This is a genomic window from Acetobacter sp. P5B1, assembly GCF_018811985.1.
Taxonomy (GTDB): domain Bacteria; phylum Pseudomonadota; class Alphaproteobacteria; order Acetobacterales; family Acetobacteraceae; genus Acetobacter; species Acetobacter cerevisiae.
On the sequence record NZ_JACRVS010000011.1, the window covers coordinates 36,155 to 51,707 of the forward strand.

The following is a 15,553-nucleotide window of genomic DNA, read 5'->3' on the forward strand; positions in this document are numbered from 1 at the left end:
GTGCATGGTCAATTTTCACGCAATGGCCTAGTGTGCCTCTTCTATGGACGCGGGGGTAAAACCGCCCACACCAGAGCAAGCAGGACCGGAAGACTTATGGGATTACAGGCTGCCGCACAGATGTCTCTCGCACCCTACGCCGTGCATATGGCACCGGAGCGGGGGCGCCGCTTGCATGCGGAAGAGGAATCACTCACCCGCTCCCCCTGGCAGCGTGACCGGGACCGTGTGGTGCATTCCTCCGGCTTTCGTCGCCTGCAATATAAGACGCAGGTCTTTATCAACCATGAGGGCGATTTTTTTCGTACCCGGCTGACCCATTCTCTGGAAGTCGCACAGGTGGCGCGCTCCATGGCGCGGTATCTGCGGCTGGATGAGGATCTGACGGAAGCCGTGGCTCTGGCGCATGATCTGGGCCACACGCCGTTTGGCCACGCGGGAGAAGAAGCCCTTGCCGCCCAGATGCAGCCCTGGGGCGGGTTTGACCATAATACGCAGGCCCTGCGGCAGGTGACCCTGCTGGAGCGGCGCTATCTGGCGTTTGATGGCCTGAATCTGACATGGGAAACACTGGAAGGGCTGGCTAAACACAATGGCCCGGTGCGAAACCCCTCGGCGCGTTTGCGGGAGATTGATGCACAGTGGTCGCTGGACCTGGGGACGTATGCTTCGGCGGAGGCGCAGGTGGCAGCCCTTGCGGATGACATTGCCTATCATGGGCATGATCTGGATGACGGCGTAAAATCCGGCCTGCTCTCATTGGATGATCTGGTGGATGTGCCGCTGGTGGGGGATGCCCTGCGGGATGCCCGCAACCTGGCTGCCGATTTACCGAAGGATACGCCGCATATAAAGCAGCGCATCCGGCACGAAATGGTCCGCCGCGTCATTCACGCCCTGACAACGGATGTGCTGGTTTGCACCCGTAAGCGGCTGGCTGATCTGGCCCCGCAGAGCGTGGAAGAGATTCGGGCGGCATCGGAACCCGTTGTGGCCTTCAGCCCCGAGATGGCAGAGGCCAACAAGAGCATCAGGAAGTTCCTGTTTGMAAAGCTTTACCGCCACTGGCGCGTTAACCGCATGACCTACAAGGCCAAGCATGTGACGTCCGAACTGTTTACCATTCTGGTGGAGTCGCCCAGGTTGCTGCCCGATGGCTGGCGCGAGCCCGCTCTGGCGGGAGACGAGGCCGGATTGCGGCGTACAGTGGCCGATTATGTCGCCTCCATGACGGATCGCTACGCGATGGAAGAACATCGCCGGTTGACTGATCTGTCCATAGCAGGCTGAAAACGCGGTTCTACCGCTTTCTTTGGGATCTTGAGTGTAATGTCAGACTGTTTGTTCCAGCGTTATCGTCACCACGTTCTGGCCGCCGTTCGGGCGATGCTGCCTGATGTGTCGGAAGAAACGCTGGCCCGTGTGGAAGTCACCCCGGCGCGTGACCCCTCGCATGGGGATATGGCAACCAATGCGGCCCTGCTGCTGGCCAAACCGGCCCGCCGCAAGCCTGCCGACATTGCCACGGACCTCGTCGCCGCACTGGAGAAAGTTGAAGGCGTTGCCCGTGTGGCCGCTGCCGGGCCGGGCTTTGTGAACATCACGCTCACCCCGGACGTGCTGCGCGCCACCCTGCCCGCCGTGCTGAAGGCCGGGGAAGCCTATGGCGAGTCGCAGTCTGGCGCGGGTGTGCAGGTGAATGTGGAATATGTGTCCGCCAACCCCACCGGCCCGATGCATGTGGGCCATTGCCGTGGTGCCGTGGTGGGTGATGCGCTGGCCAACCTGATGGCCAAGGCAGGCTTTGACGTTACCAAGGAATTCTACATCAACGATGCTGGTGCACAGGTTAAGGCGCTGGCTTGGGCCGTTTACTGGCGTTACCTGCAGGCTCTGGGCACCACCGTGACGGAAGAGGCGTTTGACGCCCTGACCCCGACCGGCCTGCAATATCGTGGTGAGTATCTGATCCCGGTGGGGGAAGCACTGGTCGCTCAGTACGGCGATAATCTGGCGGAACCCGGTGCAAATCCGGCCCCGGAACTGACATGGCTGGACACGGTGCGCGACTTTGCCGTGGCGCAGATGCTGCTGGCCATTAAAGATGATCTGGCAGCCCTGGGCGTGCACCAGAATGTCTTTACGTCCGAAGCACAGGTGCTGCGCGATGGCGTGACAGATGCCGCTATCGACAAGCTGGAAAAACAGGGTCTGCTCTATGAGGGCGTGCTGGAGCCCCCCAAAGGCAAGCTGCCGGATGACTGGGAAGAGCGTGAACAGCTCCTGTTCCGTTCCACCCAGTTTGGCGATGATGTGGATCGCCCGATGCGGAAATCGGACGGCACCAACACCTACTTCGCCAATGATATTGGCTACCATGCGGACAAGGTTGCCCGTGGTGCGCAGATGATGGTGGATGTGTGGGGCGCGGATCATGGCGGTTACGTCAAACGCATGAAGGCGGCCGTACGTGCCGTGACGAACGACACCGTGCCGCTGGAAGTGGTGCTGTGCCAGATTGTGCATATTCTGCGTGATGGCCAGCCGGTGAAGATGTCCAAGCGGGCAGGCACCTTCGTCACGCTGCGGGACCTGATTGATGAAGTGGGCAAGGATGCCGTGCGCTTCACCATGCTGACCCGCAAAAGCGATGCGCAGATGGAGTTCGATCTGGATCTGGTTGTGGCGCAGAAGCGCGATAACCCGGTTTTTTACGTGCAGTATGCGCATGCACGCTGCCGCTCCGTGCTGCGGGCCGCGCAGGAAGAAGGCTCTTACGGGGCCATTACGCCGGACGCTCTGGCCGCTGTGCCGCTGGATTGCCTGAATTCCGATGCAGAAATGGCGCTCGTGCGCCGGATGGCAGAATGGCCGCGTCTGGTGGAAGCCGCGGCACTTGCGCGTGAACCGCATCGCGTGGCCTTCTATCTGGCGGACCTGGCGGGTGATTTCCACGCGCTGTGGAACCGTGGGCGGGATGATGCGTCTCTGCGCTTTCTCCAGCCCGATGCGCCTGATGCCACGCGGGCGCGGCTGGCACTGGTTGCAGCAACTGCAACCGTGATTCGGTCCGGGCTGGCTGTCATGGGCGTAGAGCCTGTGGAGGAGATGCGTTAATGAGCGAAAACGACAAAGGGTCTTTTGACGAGCGCATCAACCGTGCGCGGGAACGCATGAGCACGGATTATGATGCGCCGCCTCCGCGCCGTCCGGCTGCCCCTGCGGGCGGCGTCGGGGCAGGCGTGATTTCTCAGTTTCTGAGCAGCGATACCGGAACCCGCAGGCTGGTTTACGGAGCCGCCGGGCTGGGTGGTCTGCTGGTGCTAGGCATTGGTGGCTGGGCGCTGATGGGCCACCATCAGAGCGGGGTGCCCGTGCTCGGGCCGCCGCCGGTTGCCATGAAGACCAAGCCGGTTGATCCGGGCGGGATGCAGGTGGATGGTCTGAGTGCGCCGGAGGCTGATGACGGGCAGGCGCATCCGGTGCCTGCGCCGGAAAAGCCTAATCCGGGGGCGCTGGCCGCACAATATGGCCAGCAGGCAGCCAAAACGGCAGCCACGGAAGGTTCCGCCCCCGGTGACGTCGCATCTGCCGATCAGGCCAAAGGTCCTTCCGCCGGAGCAGATGGGGCTGCGCCGGAAGGTGACGCGTCTGCTCCTGCGGGCACATCTGCCCAAACCGATGCCCCTCAGCAGCCGGAAAGCCTGCCTGAAACGGGTACAGGTGTTGCGGATGACTCCGCTTCCGGGGATGCCGCAGCCAGCGGACCGACGGCAGCCCCCGCTGCTCCCGTGCCCAGCAAGGTTGCTCCTAAGCCCGCACTGAAAAAGGTTGCGCCTGCGGAAGACGCTGAACCCGCTCGTAAAACGGAAGAGGCTGCTCCGGCGGCCAGTGCTGGCACCAGCGGGAAGTTCCGCGTTCAGCTGGCGGCACTTCAGAACGAAGCACAGGCACAGCAGGAATGGAGCCGCCTGAAAACGCGCTACCCGACCCTGTTTGCAGACCGCTCACCGGTGATCGAAAAAGTACAGCGGGATAACGCTGTATTCTATCGCCTGCGGGTAGGGGGCTTTGCCTCGGTCGCGGAAACGCGCAGCTTCTGTAGTGCCGTGCGGGAACGCGGGCTGGGTTGCACACAGGTCCATTAAGGGCAGACAGAATGGATGCCGCGCAGCCGCCTGAGAGTGTGCCAGAGATGGAAACATCAGAGCCTCTGCCAGACCCGGCAGAGGCTTCTGGCGTTGCTGTTCCGGTAGGCGCGGACGCTGGCGGGGATGGCGGTGTGCCGCGTGTTCCCCTGCTGTCACTGGACGGGTTTGAAGGCCCGCTTGATCTGCTGCTGGATCTGGCGCGGGCGCAGAAGGTTGATCTTTCCCGCATTTCCATCCTGCAACTGGTGGAACAGTATCTCGCTGTTGTGGAATCAGCCCGCAAAGTGCGGCTGGAACTGGCGGCAGACTGGCTGGTTATGGCGGCCTGGCTGGCCTGGCTGAAATCCCGCCTGCTGCTACCAGCGGAAGATGAGCTGGCGGCGGAGGGGGAAGACGCCGCCGAGCTTTTGCAGGAACGGCTGATCGAGCTGGCCTGCATGACGGAACTGGGCCGCTGGCTGGATGCCCGGCCTCGGCTTGGGCGCGATGTGTTCGCCCGGGGTGAGGGCGAAACCCTGATTGAAATTGACCGCTCCGGTCTGGCGCTGGATATGCCGCAACTCATGCGCGCCTATATGGCGGCCATGCGGCGTACCGCCCGGAAGCGGATTTATGCACCCCGCACCATCCGGTTCTGGACGGTGCAGGATGCGCTTGCCCGTCTGACTCGTTTGCTGGGCAAAACCCCGCCGGGCTGGAACAGTCTGGACGCCTTTTTGCCAGAGCAGTTGCCGGAAGAAGGCGTGGGGGAGGAGGCCATGCGACAGCGGCGGGCTGCGGTGGCAGGCACCCTGATTGCGGGGTTGGAACTGGCCAAAAGCGGTCGGCTGGAACTGCGGCAGGATGAAACCTTCGGCAAAATCCTGCTGCGCCCGCATGAGGAGCAGGACGTTTCGATGGACGAGGATACCGACCATAAGGATGACGCCGCAACGGCTGGCAGGCGGGTGAAGGACGTTGAAGCAACGGAGGTAAGTGCTACGTCAGCCGCGCATGATGACAGGCCCGGACGCAGGACGCGGCGCACAGGCAGGGAGACCCCATGAGCGAAGAATCTGAGACGATCCCGCACGCTTCGCAGGTATCGCAGCCGTCACAGGCGGTGGCCGATACGCCGGAGATTATAGCCGCTCTGTCTGGTATAGAGCCGCAAGGCGTAGATGTGCTGCTTGCCGTGCCGGATGACGCCGTGCGTCTGGCGGAAGCTCTGATTTTTGCGGGTACCGAACCGGTCAGTCTTCGGCGTCTGGCGGAATTGCTGGAACTTCGGCAACTGGTGCCAGATGGGGTGGAAGACCTTGGAGCTTTTGTGGCAGCTGTCATGGGGGCGCTGGTGGCGCGGTATGAAGGGCGTGGCGTCATGCCGGTGGAAGTGGCCGGTGGCTGGCAGTTCCGCACAGCGCCAGATCTGGCTCCGGCTCTAACCCGTGTGCTGGAAAAACCCCGTCGCCTGCCGCGTGCGGTCATGGAGACGCTGGCGATTATTGCCTATCACCAGCCCTGCACACGCGTGGAAATTGAAGAAATTCGCGGGGTCAGTCTCGGCCAGAATGTGCTGGATACGTTGATTGAGGCGTCTCTGATTGCCCCGCGTGGACGCAAGGAAGTGCCGGGCCGCCCGGTGCTGTGGGGCACAACGCCTGATTTCCTGCGGCATTTCGGCCTGCGTGCTCTGTCTGACCTGCCCCGGCGCGAGGAACTTCTGGTGGATGTGCCGGATACGCTGACCTCAGCTAGAAAGCCCGCCCAGGATGCAACAGAGCATACCACTTCAGAGCCGGAAGCGTCTGAAGAGCATTTGGTAGATGCGGATGAGGTTGTTCCTTCCGATGACGGTATAGAAGTCGATCCGGTTGAAACGGACCCTGATTTAACCCCCGCTGAGGGAGAGGTTGCCCCCGTTCAGCCCGAACTGGAACCGGATGCGGCAGCTCAGCCTGATGACGTATCCGCCCAGCCGGAGGCAGATGCCGGAGCCGCAACTGTTTCCGAGCCGGGGCGGTCGTGATAGATCTGCGGCGTCTGCGCGTAAATCCTGCCCTCTCCGGCGTACTGGCATGGGGCGGGGGTACGCGTGCAAGAGAGACGCATGGGTGGAGAGGCTCGTTCTCCCGCTTCATGCTGATGGGTGGTCCTGCGGATGTTTGATTTTGCCTGGTCGGAAATTGCGCTGATAGGAGCGGTGGCGCTGGTCGTCATTGGTCCGAAGGATCTGCCTGTGGCCATCCGGGGGCTGGCCGGGTTTGTAAAAAAAGCCCGCAAGCTGGCGAGCGAGTTTCAGTCGCACGTGGATGAAATGGTGCGCGAGGCGGACCTGACGGAAGTGCGGGACCATGTGCGGGATCTGCGGAACCTGAACGTACGGGGCCGCATCATGAAAGCCATTGATGGGGATGGCACGCTGGCGCGGTCTTTTGACGAGCCCCCCGGTGTCCGCCCCGTAGGTCCGCGCGGACTGGATACGCCGCCGCGTCCCACCGCTGTTGCCGGCACGACAGGTGGTTCGACCGCCATGCTGGAAGAACGCAGCGTTGGTCTGCCCAGCCTACCGCCTTCTGCGGCAAGCGGTGCCGGGCTGGATGACCTCAACCCGCTGGTGGAAGATGAAGTGGTGGATGCTCCGCCGGAACTGCCGCCCAATCATGTGCGGCGGATTGTTAAGGAACGTGCGCGGCTTTTCCCGCCTGCCATTCTGCCCCCCGTGCGGCTGATGCACGGGCAGCGTCGGGTGGCTCCGGGGCCAGCCGTGCCGGGTCAGTCAGTTGGTGAGCACCCTGCGCAGGCGCTTGACGGCATGGAGGCCGGGCGCGGGCTATGAAGGAGAACGAACCCCTGCAGGATGATCCGATTCACGATCAGCCCATGCCGCTGATTGACCATCTGCTTGAACTGCGTCGCCGCCTTTTATGGTCCGGCGCGGCCTTTCTGGTGTGTTTTGCGCTGTGTTACCATTTTGCAGGTGACATCTATCTCTTTCTGGCCCGGCCTCTGGGCGAGATCATGCGGCAGCAGGGTGAGCAGCCGCATCTGATCTACACGGCGCTGTATGAGGCCTTTTTCACCTATATCCGCGTGGCCTTTTTCGGGGCGGCATTTATGTCCTTCCCCATTATTGCCATTCAGGCGTGGATTTTTATCGCCCCCGGTTTGTACCGGTCGGAAAAGCGGGCTTTTGCCCCGTTTCTGATTGCAACGCCCATCCTGTTCCTGCTGGGTGCGGCGCTGGCGTATTACTTCATTTTCCCCATCGCGTGGCGGTTCTTCCTGTCCTTCCAGACGCCGGGCAGTTCTGGCGGCGTGCAGATTGAGCTTCAGGCCAAGGTGTCTGAATATCTCTCACTGGTCATGAAGCTGATTATGGCGTTTGGGGTCGCGTTTGAACTGCCGGTGGTGCTCMCCCTGCTGGCACGGGTGGGGATTGTGACCGCCGATATGCTCAAGCGCTTTCGTCGGTATGCCATTGTGGGGGCGTTTGTCATCGCCGCCATTCTGATGCCGCCGGATGTGATTACCCAGATAGGGCTGGCGGTGCCGCTTGTCCTTCTTTACGAAATTTCCATTGTGGCAGCCCGGCTTGTTGAACCTAAGACCAGGCCGGACCCGCTGTCCGAAGAGACCACTCCAGAGGAAGAGGCTTCCTGATCCATGCATGATATCCGCGCTCTGCGCGCAGACCCTGCCGCTTTTGATGCCGATCTCGCTCGCCGCGGGATCGACCCTGTCGCGCAGAAGCTTGTCTCATGGGATGAAGAACGGCGTCAGGCTCAGACGGCTCTGCAGGAAAAACAGGCTCGCCGGAAGGCGCTGGCGCGTGAAATTGGCGGTATGAAGCGCACTGGTGGTGATAGCAGCGCGCTGGAAGCCGAAGGCATTGAAATCCGCGCCGAGATGGAAATACTGGAACGGCGTGTGGCCGATCTGGAAGGCCAGAGCGCTGAAATTCTGGCCAGCCTGCCCAACCGGCTTGACCCTTCCGTGCCCGATGGCCCGGATGAAACGGCGAATGTGGTCCAGCATGTCTGGGGCACGCCGCGTGAGTTCAGCTTTACGGCACGCCAGCATTTTGAGCTGGGGGAAGCACTGGGCCTGATGGACTTCGCCACGGCCTCCAAACTTTCCGGTGCCCGGTTTGTGGTGCTGCGTGGTGCACTGGCTCGTATGGCCCGCGCACTGGGCCAGTTCATGCTGGACCAGCATACGGATGAGAACGGCTACGAAGAGACACAGGTGCCGGTGCTGGTGAATGATGCCGCCATGTATGGCACGGACAAGCTGCCCAAGTTTGCCGACCAGTCCTTCCGCACAGAAGATGGTCGCTGGCTGATCCCCACGGCAGAAGTCCCGCTGACGGCCTCTGTCGCGGGAGACATTCTGGATGCTCTCACGCTGCCCCGCCGGATGACGGCGCTGAGCCAGTGCTTCCGCAGTGAGGCCGGGTCTGCCGGGCGTGACGTGCGCGGCATGCTGCGCCAGCACCAGTTTGAAAAAGTGGAAATGGTGTCCGTCACCACGCCGGAAGAGAGTGAAGCAGAGCATGAGCGCATGACGCGCTGTGCTGAAAAAATTCTGGAAAAGCTGGGCGTGCCGTATCGCCGGGTGCTGCTGTGTGCGGGCGATACCGGGTTTGGGGCCGCCAAGACGTTTGATCTGGAAGCATGGCTACCGGGGCAGGCAGCATGGCGTGAAATTTCGTCCTGCTCCAACACGCGCGATTTTCAGGCACGGCGCATGAATGCCCGCTTTCGCCCGCAGGGTGGTGGGGCTCCGGTGTTTGTGCACACGCTGAACGGTTCTGGTCTGGCAGTCGGACGTACGTTGATTGCAGTGATGGAAAACGGTCAGAATGAAGATGGTTCCATCACGGTTCCAGACGTCCTGCGGCCTTACATGGGCGGCCTCGAACGGATTGGCTAGAGGCCTTTCTGTCAGGCGCGGGGAGGGGCTTTCTGGAATGTCAGCTGCACCATAAACCCATCGTTCTGTCCGGGGATGGGAGAAAATAAGTCCATCCGAATGGCCATTTGCCGGGCGATTGTCCGTGCAATGGCCAGCCCCAGCCCGCTGCCTTCGGTGCTGGGATTGCCGCGCACAAACGGGTCCGTCAGACGATTGAGCAGATCCGGGCCCAGAGGCGGGCAGGTGTTTTGAATCGTGACGCAGGCGCTGTGTTCATAGGCTTGTGCCTGATCAGCAGCAGCCGAGGTGTCAGCCACACAGCACGCCGGAAGAGCGGAGCTGGCGGTGACATGCACCTGCACGGCAGACCCCTGCGGGCTATGGCGTAAAGCATTTTCCAGCAGATTGCGGAACAGGATGCCTGCTGCATCCAGATCCCCCAGAACCTCCAGCTGTGTCAGGTTACCCGTTTCAATCACAATGCGTGGGCAGGCGTGGTCAGGCCGGTCCAGTTCATCCGCCACTACATGCAGCACGGGAAGCAGGTCAAACCGATCTCGCCGCAACGCCGTGCCTGCAACAGCACGTGACAGTTGCAGCAGTTTTTCAACTGTTCGGCTCAGGCGATGGATCTGGCTGATGAGTGCATCCAGCCGTTGCGTGGTATTTGCAGCATCCTGAGCGGTATCACTTTCGGGGTTTGCATTGGCAGCGCCAGAGGGTTTGCGTAAGGCTGTGGAACGCAGCATCTGCGCCTGTGCCAGCAGGGCGGCAATCGGGTTGCGGAGTTCATGCGCGGCATTGGCGGCAAAAGCCCGTTCTGCAGAAAGCGCTTTTTGCAAACGCTCTAAAAGAGAATTGACGGCGACCTGAATGGTGGAAAGTTCCACAGGCAAGGCCAGTTCCGGCACCGGTTTGAGGTTGCCGCTGCCTCGTTCCCGGATTTCATCCTGCAGGCGGACCAGCGGCCGCAGTCCCCGGCGCACAATCCAGATGACCAGAAGCCAGATGCAGGGCACTGAGCCAATAATGGGCAGCACGGCAATCAGAATGGCTTTATGGGTGGCTTGTGTGCGGTGCAGGCGGGGTTCCCCCACCAGAATAAACCGGTCCACTTGTGCAGCGGGTGTTACATACACGCGGAACTGCGGCAGCATGTAAAATCCGCTGGAGAGCGGCACGGTAAAACGGACTGCGGGTGCATTGGAAGATCGTAGCAGGACATGGCCTGCGGTATCCGTAATCTGATAGGCCAGCGATGTGGGTTTGATATCGGACAGATGCGCCACATCATGCCCCGGCCCCTGCTGGTTCAGGGCCAGAACGGCAAATTGCAGCCGCTCTCCTACTTCCTGCAGGGAGTCATCCAGGCGTTCTGTAATCTCGTATTTTGTAAAACCGGCTGTCATCAGAGCGACAATCGCAAGACAACCAATCACCACCCCCGTTACCCCACGGATCAGACGCGTTGCCAGCCGCCAGGGGCGTACAGGTTTGTACGGGGACGAGGTCATGAAGCTGCTGGTTGCTCAAGGCAGTAGCCGCGTCCGCGTACGGTGCGGATAATGTCCGCGCCCAGTTTTTTGCGTACGCGGCTGACGAAGACTTCTATGGTATTACTGCCAACTTCTTCTCCCAGATTATACAGCGCATCTTCTATCCGCTCACGCGAGCAGATTGCACCCGGGCGGCGGGCCAGCAGCTCTACCAGTGCCCATTCCCGCGCTGTCAGGTCAATCACCTGTCCGTCCCGCGTCAGGCGCAAGCGTTCCAGATCAATGTCGATATCGCCCACTTTCAGCCGGTTATCGACCAGCGGGCGGTAGCGGCGGCCCACGGCGGCAATCCGGGCGACCAGTTCATCCAGATCATATGGTTTGGCCAGATAATCATCGGCCCCGTCGGACAAACCGGCAATGCGGTCGCTCACCTGATCTTCCGCCGTGGTAATCAGCACAGCCAGAGGGGAGCTGGTCTGGCGGATTTCCCGCAGCAACGTGCGGCCGCTGCCATCGGGCAGACCAAGGTCAAGCAGCAGCACATCATACTGCACAGTTGCCAGAGCGGCGCGGCCATCTTCCAGCGTGGTAAACCAGTCCACCGTATGTCCCGCCTGCCTTACCCGTTCCTGCACGGCAGCACCAAGATGGGGTTCATCTTCCATAATCAGGATACGCATGCGGATCAGTGTCCTCTTTTGGGCGGGTCTTCTGTTTCATAAAACGCGCATAGAGCAGAGGCAAAACAAACAATGTCAGCAGGGTGGACGTCACCAGCCCGCCAATCACCACACTGGCCAGCGGGCGCTCCACTTCCGCCCCGGCAGAGGCGGAAAACGCCATGGGGAAAAAGCCCAGACTGGCCACAAGAGCCGTCGCCATAACGGGGCGGAAGCGTTCTCTGGCGGCAGTAAATCCGGCGCGCACGGCGTCCACGCCCCGGCGGCGGATCTGCTCGGCGGTGCTGACCAGCACCACGCCATTCAGTACCGCGACGCCAAAGAGCGCAATAAACCCGATACCGGCAGAAATGCTGAAGGGAAGCCCGCGCAGTACCAGCGCAAAAATTCCCCCAGAGGCGGCCAGAGGCAGATTGCAGAACACCAGAAGGGCCAGTCGCACGGTGCCAAGGGCCGCAACGAGCAACAGGAAAATCAGCGTGAGGGCGACAGGCACAACAATACCCAGCCTTTTTGACGCGGACTGAAGGTTTCGGAACTGTCCATCCCAGCGGATAGTATAGCCATGCGGGAGGGTGACGGTGCGTTGCACAGCCTTCTGGGCTTCGGCGACGTAAGAAGCCAGATCCCGGCCGCGCACATTGGCCTGAATGATCACACGCCGACGGATGCCATCCCGGCTAATGCGTGGCGGACCATCCTGCTGCCGAATATCCGCGACCTGAGAGAGCAGGACAGTCCCACGTCCGTCCGCCTGTGGCACGCGCAGGGCACCAATTGCGGCAAGGGTGCGTGTTTGTGCCGGGTCCAGCTGGGCCTGTGTGGCGATAATGGCATTGTTGGCAGTTGCAGGTCGCCCGATATGGCCCCCGATGGCTTCCACCAGATCCAGAATATCCTGCACGCGCACGTTCAGTCGGCCTGCGTTTTCCCGGTTGACGTCGATATGCAGGAACGGAATTGTGCCCTCATCCGCTGCCATCACATCAGCAGCCCCCCGCACACTGTTGAGGGCTTTAACAACCTGTCCGCTCAGGCGGGAGAGCGTTAGCAGATCATCCCCGTAAACAGACACAGCAATCTGGGTGCGCACGCCGGAGAGCAGATCATCCATCCGCATCTGCACAGGCTGGCTCCAGGAATAGAGGGCATCGGGCAGGTTCTCCTGTAGGGTCTTGTTCATGGCGGCGACCAGCTCTGCCTGAGAGCGCCCGGTACGAGGTTCCTTAAGCAAAATAAAGCTATCGGTTTCGTTCTGCCCCATCGGGTCCGTCGGGATCGCGCCGGTGCCGGTGTTGCTGACGACCGTTTCCACTTCCGGAAAACTTTTAATCAGCCGCTCCTGCTGTTTGACGGACGCCAGAACGGTTTGCAGCGCGGTGCTGGGCAGGCGCGTGGCTGTGAGTGTCAGCGCGCCTTCTTCCAGCTGGGGCACAAACTCGCTGCCCAGTGTCATGGCCAGCCCGGCGGCCAGAAGGCATACGCCAAGACTGCCGCCAACAAGCAGCCGGGGCCTGCGCACACAGCGTGAGAACAGGGGCAGATAATGCCTGCGTAACCATGCCATCAGCCGGGTTTCATGCGGCACATGCGTGTTCCGCAGCACGGAAACGCACAGGATGGGGATCCATACCAGACAGTAAAGGAGGGAGGCCGCCAGCGCCATGATGACGGTTTGTGCCATAGGGCGGAACATCCGGCCCTCAATGCCTTCCAGCGTCAGCACAGGCAGATAGACCATGATGATGACCAGAATGGCAAAACTGACAGGCCGCACAATCTGTTCTGCGGAGGAACGCACCAATGTTCCAAATGGCAGATTTGGTTCCTTCAGCCGACGGGTGAGGACATGCTCCACGACCACCAGAGAGCTATCCACAATCATGCCGAAATCAATGGCGCCCAGACTGAGCAGATTGGCAGAAATGCCAAACACCCGCATACCCGTCATGGCGCAGACCAGCGCGAATGGAATAACGGACGCAATCAGCAGCGATGCCCGCAAATTACCAATAACTGCAAGCAGCACGGCCACAACAAGTGCTGCGCCAATCAGAAGATTTTCCCGCACTGTCGCAATGGTGCGGTTGGTGAGCATGGCGCGGTTGTAATAAGGGGCCAGCGTCACACCCGCAGGGAGGGATTGCGTGATGGCAGGCAAAGCCGCCCGGATGCCCGCCAGCGTGGCATCGGAACTCGCGCCTTTTTCCATCATCACCACGCCGGTGACGATTTCCCCTTTTCCGTCGCGCGTCACGGCTCCCAGACGGGTGCGTGGTCCTGTGTTAATGCGGCCCAGATCCCGCAGGCGTATGGCGGTGCCTCCCGGTCCGGTTTTGACGGTGATCGCCCCAAAATCCTTAAGGGAGCGCAGAAGTCCGCGTCCGGCGACAACCTGCTGTTCGGCATGATGCTCAATCCAGCCGCCGCCCGCAGCCGCGTTGCTGGTATCTATGGCGCGATACACATCGCCTACGGAGAGGCCATAAGCGAGCAGACGGGTAGGGTCGAGCGTGACTTCCCACGTTTCTTCAGCACCGCCGCCAATATTGACCTCCGCTACACCCGGCACCAGCTTGAGCTGCGGGGATACGGTCCAGTTCATCAGGCGGTTAAGGTCCATCAGTGACAGGCCGGGGCCTTTGAGCTGGAACTGGAAAATTTCCCCCATGCCGGTGGTTAGCGGTCCCATGTTCAGGGTGACACCGGGCACGCTCAGCAGCGTGCGGGCCTGCGCCATGCGTTCGTTCACACGGGTGCGGTCCAGATTGATGTCGGAGCCATCCTCAAACTGGACATAAACAACCGAGACCCCGGAGCGGGAGACTGAGCGCAAATCCTTCACGTCCGGAATGCCAGCCATGCTGCTTTCCACAGGAAAGGTAATCAGTTTTTCAACTTCTTCCGTCGCCAGACCGGGCGCCACTGCAGAGACCAGAACCTGCTGGGGGGAAATGTCCGGTACAGCTTCCACGGGCAGGCCCGACAGAACGACACAGCCCCCCGCCATGAGCAGCACCAGAAAGGCCAGCAGCAGAAAGCGGGCCTGATTCAGTTTTTCAAAAAATGTCCGCACGGGCTTAGTCCGCATCCATACCGGGCAGAAGCACCATGGCTTTCAGCGCCAGACTGCCATCACTTACAATCTGATCGCCATTTTTCAGGCCTGAGAGAATAAGAGTTTTGTCATTTTCCTCCATGCCGATGTGCACGGGGGTCGGCTGAAAATGGTCTCGTGCGGTTTGCACAAAAACGACAGTCTGGTCTCCAAGAGTCTGAACGGCTTGTGCTGGTACAATAAGGCCGGAGCCTGTCTGTGTCGTTTGCAAAAGGCTGCTCAGCATTGTTCCGGGGCGCAACTGTCCGGCAGGATTGGCAACGCGGCTGAGGACCCGCACCAGCCCGCTTGTCGGGTCGGTCGCGGTATCAATGGTTTCAATGGTGGAGAGCAGGGGCGGGGACTGTGGTGTGTCACCTGAGGATGCGAAAAAGGTTTCCTGTCTGCCGCCCGGCACAATGCGTTGCGCATCCTGTGGCGGCACGTCTGAAACAACCCAGACATGGGCGGTGTCACTTACAGTCAGCAGCGGCACGGGTGGGGCGACATCCGCAGCGACTGCTGCCTCAACCTGCGTGACGGTTCCATCCAGAGGGGAAATGATGGTCGAGGTTTCATCCGAGCCATGTGTTTCCGTAGGCGAGGTGTATTCTTCCTGCAGGCGATGGGCCAGCACGCCCAGTTCCGCCTCATGGGTTGCAACGGTGTTCTGTGTTTCTTTCAGCACAGCCAGTCGGCGGCGCATTTCCCCAACAGAGACGGTTGTGCCTGCCAGCGTGCGCGCCCGATCATACGCCGCCGCAGCATTGGCGCGGTCCGCGCTGGCGGCGGCAAGGGCGGCCCGTGTCTGGGCGTTCTGCAGGCGGGCCAGATGCAGTGTATGGTTCTGATATGTTAGCAACGGCTGACCCGCTTTTACGGTCTGCCCCGGCAGCACGAGCACAGAAAGCACTTTCCCATCGCCTGCGGTATGAAGCGTGACGGTGCGCGTTGTATCTGGCAGCACACGGGCCATGGCGGGCAGCATATGCGCCAGCGTGCCCTGCGTGACAGGGGTTATATGAATCCCCTCGTTCCTGATGGCCTCAGCAGAGAGTGTGAGGGGCGGCAGAGGTGTGCCTTCTGCCAGAGCAGGCACGGGAACAACTGTCAGGCCGAGCAGAACAGCGGCAAGAGATTTCATAAATGAAAATTTCGATTTTTGAAAACATGATCTGTTGTAAAACAGGGATGTTCTTGTGGCAGGAACATGGGTGCGGGGAGTATGCG

Annotated in this window: 13 protein-coding genes; 9 read left to right on the forward strand and 4 right to left on the reverse strand. The window is 61.0% G+C overall.

Translation table 11 applies throughout. The features are described from left to right. The first annotated feature begins 120 nt into the window (after window positions 1-120). The 9 genes from KP703_RS08970 to serS all read left to right on the forward strand — a co-directional run bounded on the left by KP703_RS08970 (window position 121) and on the right by serS (window position 9,065). Window positions 121-1,290 (forward strand): deoxyguanosinetriphosphate triphosphohydrolase, encoded by a 1,170-nt coding sequence (locus KP703_RS08970; protein ID WP_215754601.1) that lies wholly within the window; start codon window positions 121-123, stop codon window positions 1,288-1,290. A 39-nt stretch (window positions 1,291-1,329) separates the two neighbouring features. Beyond that, window positions 1,330-3,117: an arginine--tRNA ligase gene (argS, locus tag KP703_RS08975; protein ID WP_062141763.1), complete on the forward strand. Its 1,788-nt coding sequence runs from the start codon at window positions 1,330-1,332 to the stop codon at window positions 3,115-3,117. Beyond that, complete coding sequence (locus KP703_RS08980; RefSeq protein WP_215754570.1) at window positions 3,117-4,148, forward strand: SPOR domain-containing protein; 1,032 nt, start codon at window positions 3,117-3,119, stop codon at window positions 4,146-4,148. The genes argS and KP703_RS08980 overlap by 1 nt, the downstream gene beginning before the upstream one ends. Window positions 4,149-4,195: 47 nt before the next feature. Then, a complete protein-coding gene (locus tag KP703_RS08985) occupies window positions 4,196-5,197 on the forward strand; it encodes a ScpA family protein (protein WP_215754602.1) in 1,002 nt (333 codons plus the stop codon). Between the two features lie 86 nt (window positions 5,198-5,283). Beyond that, window positions 5,284-6,159: an SMC-Scp complex subunit ScpB gene (scpB, locus tag KP703_RS08990; RefSeq protein WP_252353967.1), complete on the forward strand. Its 876-nt coding sequence runs from the start codon at window positions 5,284-5,286 to the stop codon at window positions 6,157-6,159. After that, window positions 6,156-6,299 (forward strand): hypothetical protein, encoded by a 144-nt coding sequence (locus tag KP703_RS08995; protein ID WP_215754572.1) that lies wholly within the window; start codon window positions 6,156-6,158, stop codon window positions 6,297-6,299. Before scpB ends, KP703_RS08995 begins: the two co-directional genes overlap by 4 nt. Further along, a complete protein-coding gene (gene tatB / locus KP703_RS09000) occupies window positions 6,292-6,969 on the forward strand; it encodes a Sec-independent protein translocase protein TatB (protein WP_081894133.1) in 678 nt (225 codons plus the stop codon). The genes KP703_RS08995 and tatB overlap by 8 nt, the downstream gene beginning before the upstream one ends. Further along, a complete protein-coding gene (gene tatC / locus KP703_RS09005) occupies window positions 6,966-7,793 on the forward strand; it encodes a twin-arginine translocase subunit TatC (RefSeq protein WP_215754573.1) in 828 nt (275 codons plus the stop codon). The genes tatB and tatC overlap by 4 nt, the downstream gene beginning before the upstream one ends. A gap of 3 nt (window positions 7,794-7,796) precedes the next feature. Further along, window positions 7,797-9,065: a serine--tRNA ligase gene (serS, locus tag KP703_RS09010; RefSeq protein ID WP_215754574.1), complete on the forward strand. Its 1,269-nt coding sequence runs from the start codon at window positions 7,797-7,799 to the stop codon at window positions 9,063-9,065. A gap of 11 nt (window positions 9,066-9,076) precedes the next feature. Here serS and KP703_RS09015 read toward each other — a convergent pair whose 3' ends face one another. From KP703_RS09015 to KP703_RS09030, 4 genes are read right to left on the reverse strand one after another with little or no spacing between them, the layout of a single operon-like run. Next, window positions 9,077-10,561: a HAMP domain-containing sensor histidine kinase gene (locus KP703_RS09015; protein WP_215754575.1), complete on the reverse strand. Its 1,485-nt coding sequence runs from the start codon at window positions 10,559-10,561 to the stop codon at window positions 9,077-9,079. After that, a complete protein-coding gene (locus tag KP703_RS09020) occupies window positions 10,558-11,226 on the reverse strand; it encodes a response regulator transcription factor (protein WP_215754576.1) in 669 nt (222 codons plus the stop codon). Before KP703_RS09020 ends, KP703_RS09015 begins: the two co-directional genes overlap by 4 nt. Beyond that, entirely contained in the window at window positions 11,201-14,317 is a 3,117-nt protein-coding gene (locus KP703_RS09025) for a CusA/CzcA family heavy metal efflux RND transporter (RefSeq protein ID WP_215754577.1), read from the reverse strand. The genes KP703_RS09020 and KP703_RS09025 overlap by 26 nt, the downstream gene beginning before the upstream one ends. Further along, complete coding sequence (locus tag KP703_RS09030) at window positions 14,307-15,467, reverse strand: efflux RND transporter periplasmic adaptor subunit (protein WP_215754578.1); 1,161 nt, start codon at window positions 15,465-15,467, stop codon at window positions 14,307-14,309. Before KP703_RS09030 ends, KP703_RS09025 begins: the two co-directional genes overlap by 11 nt. Window positions 15,468-15,553: the final 86 nt, after the last annotated feature.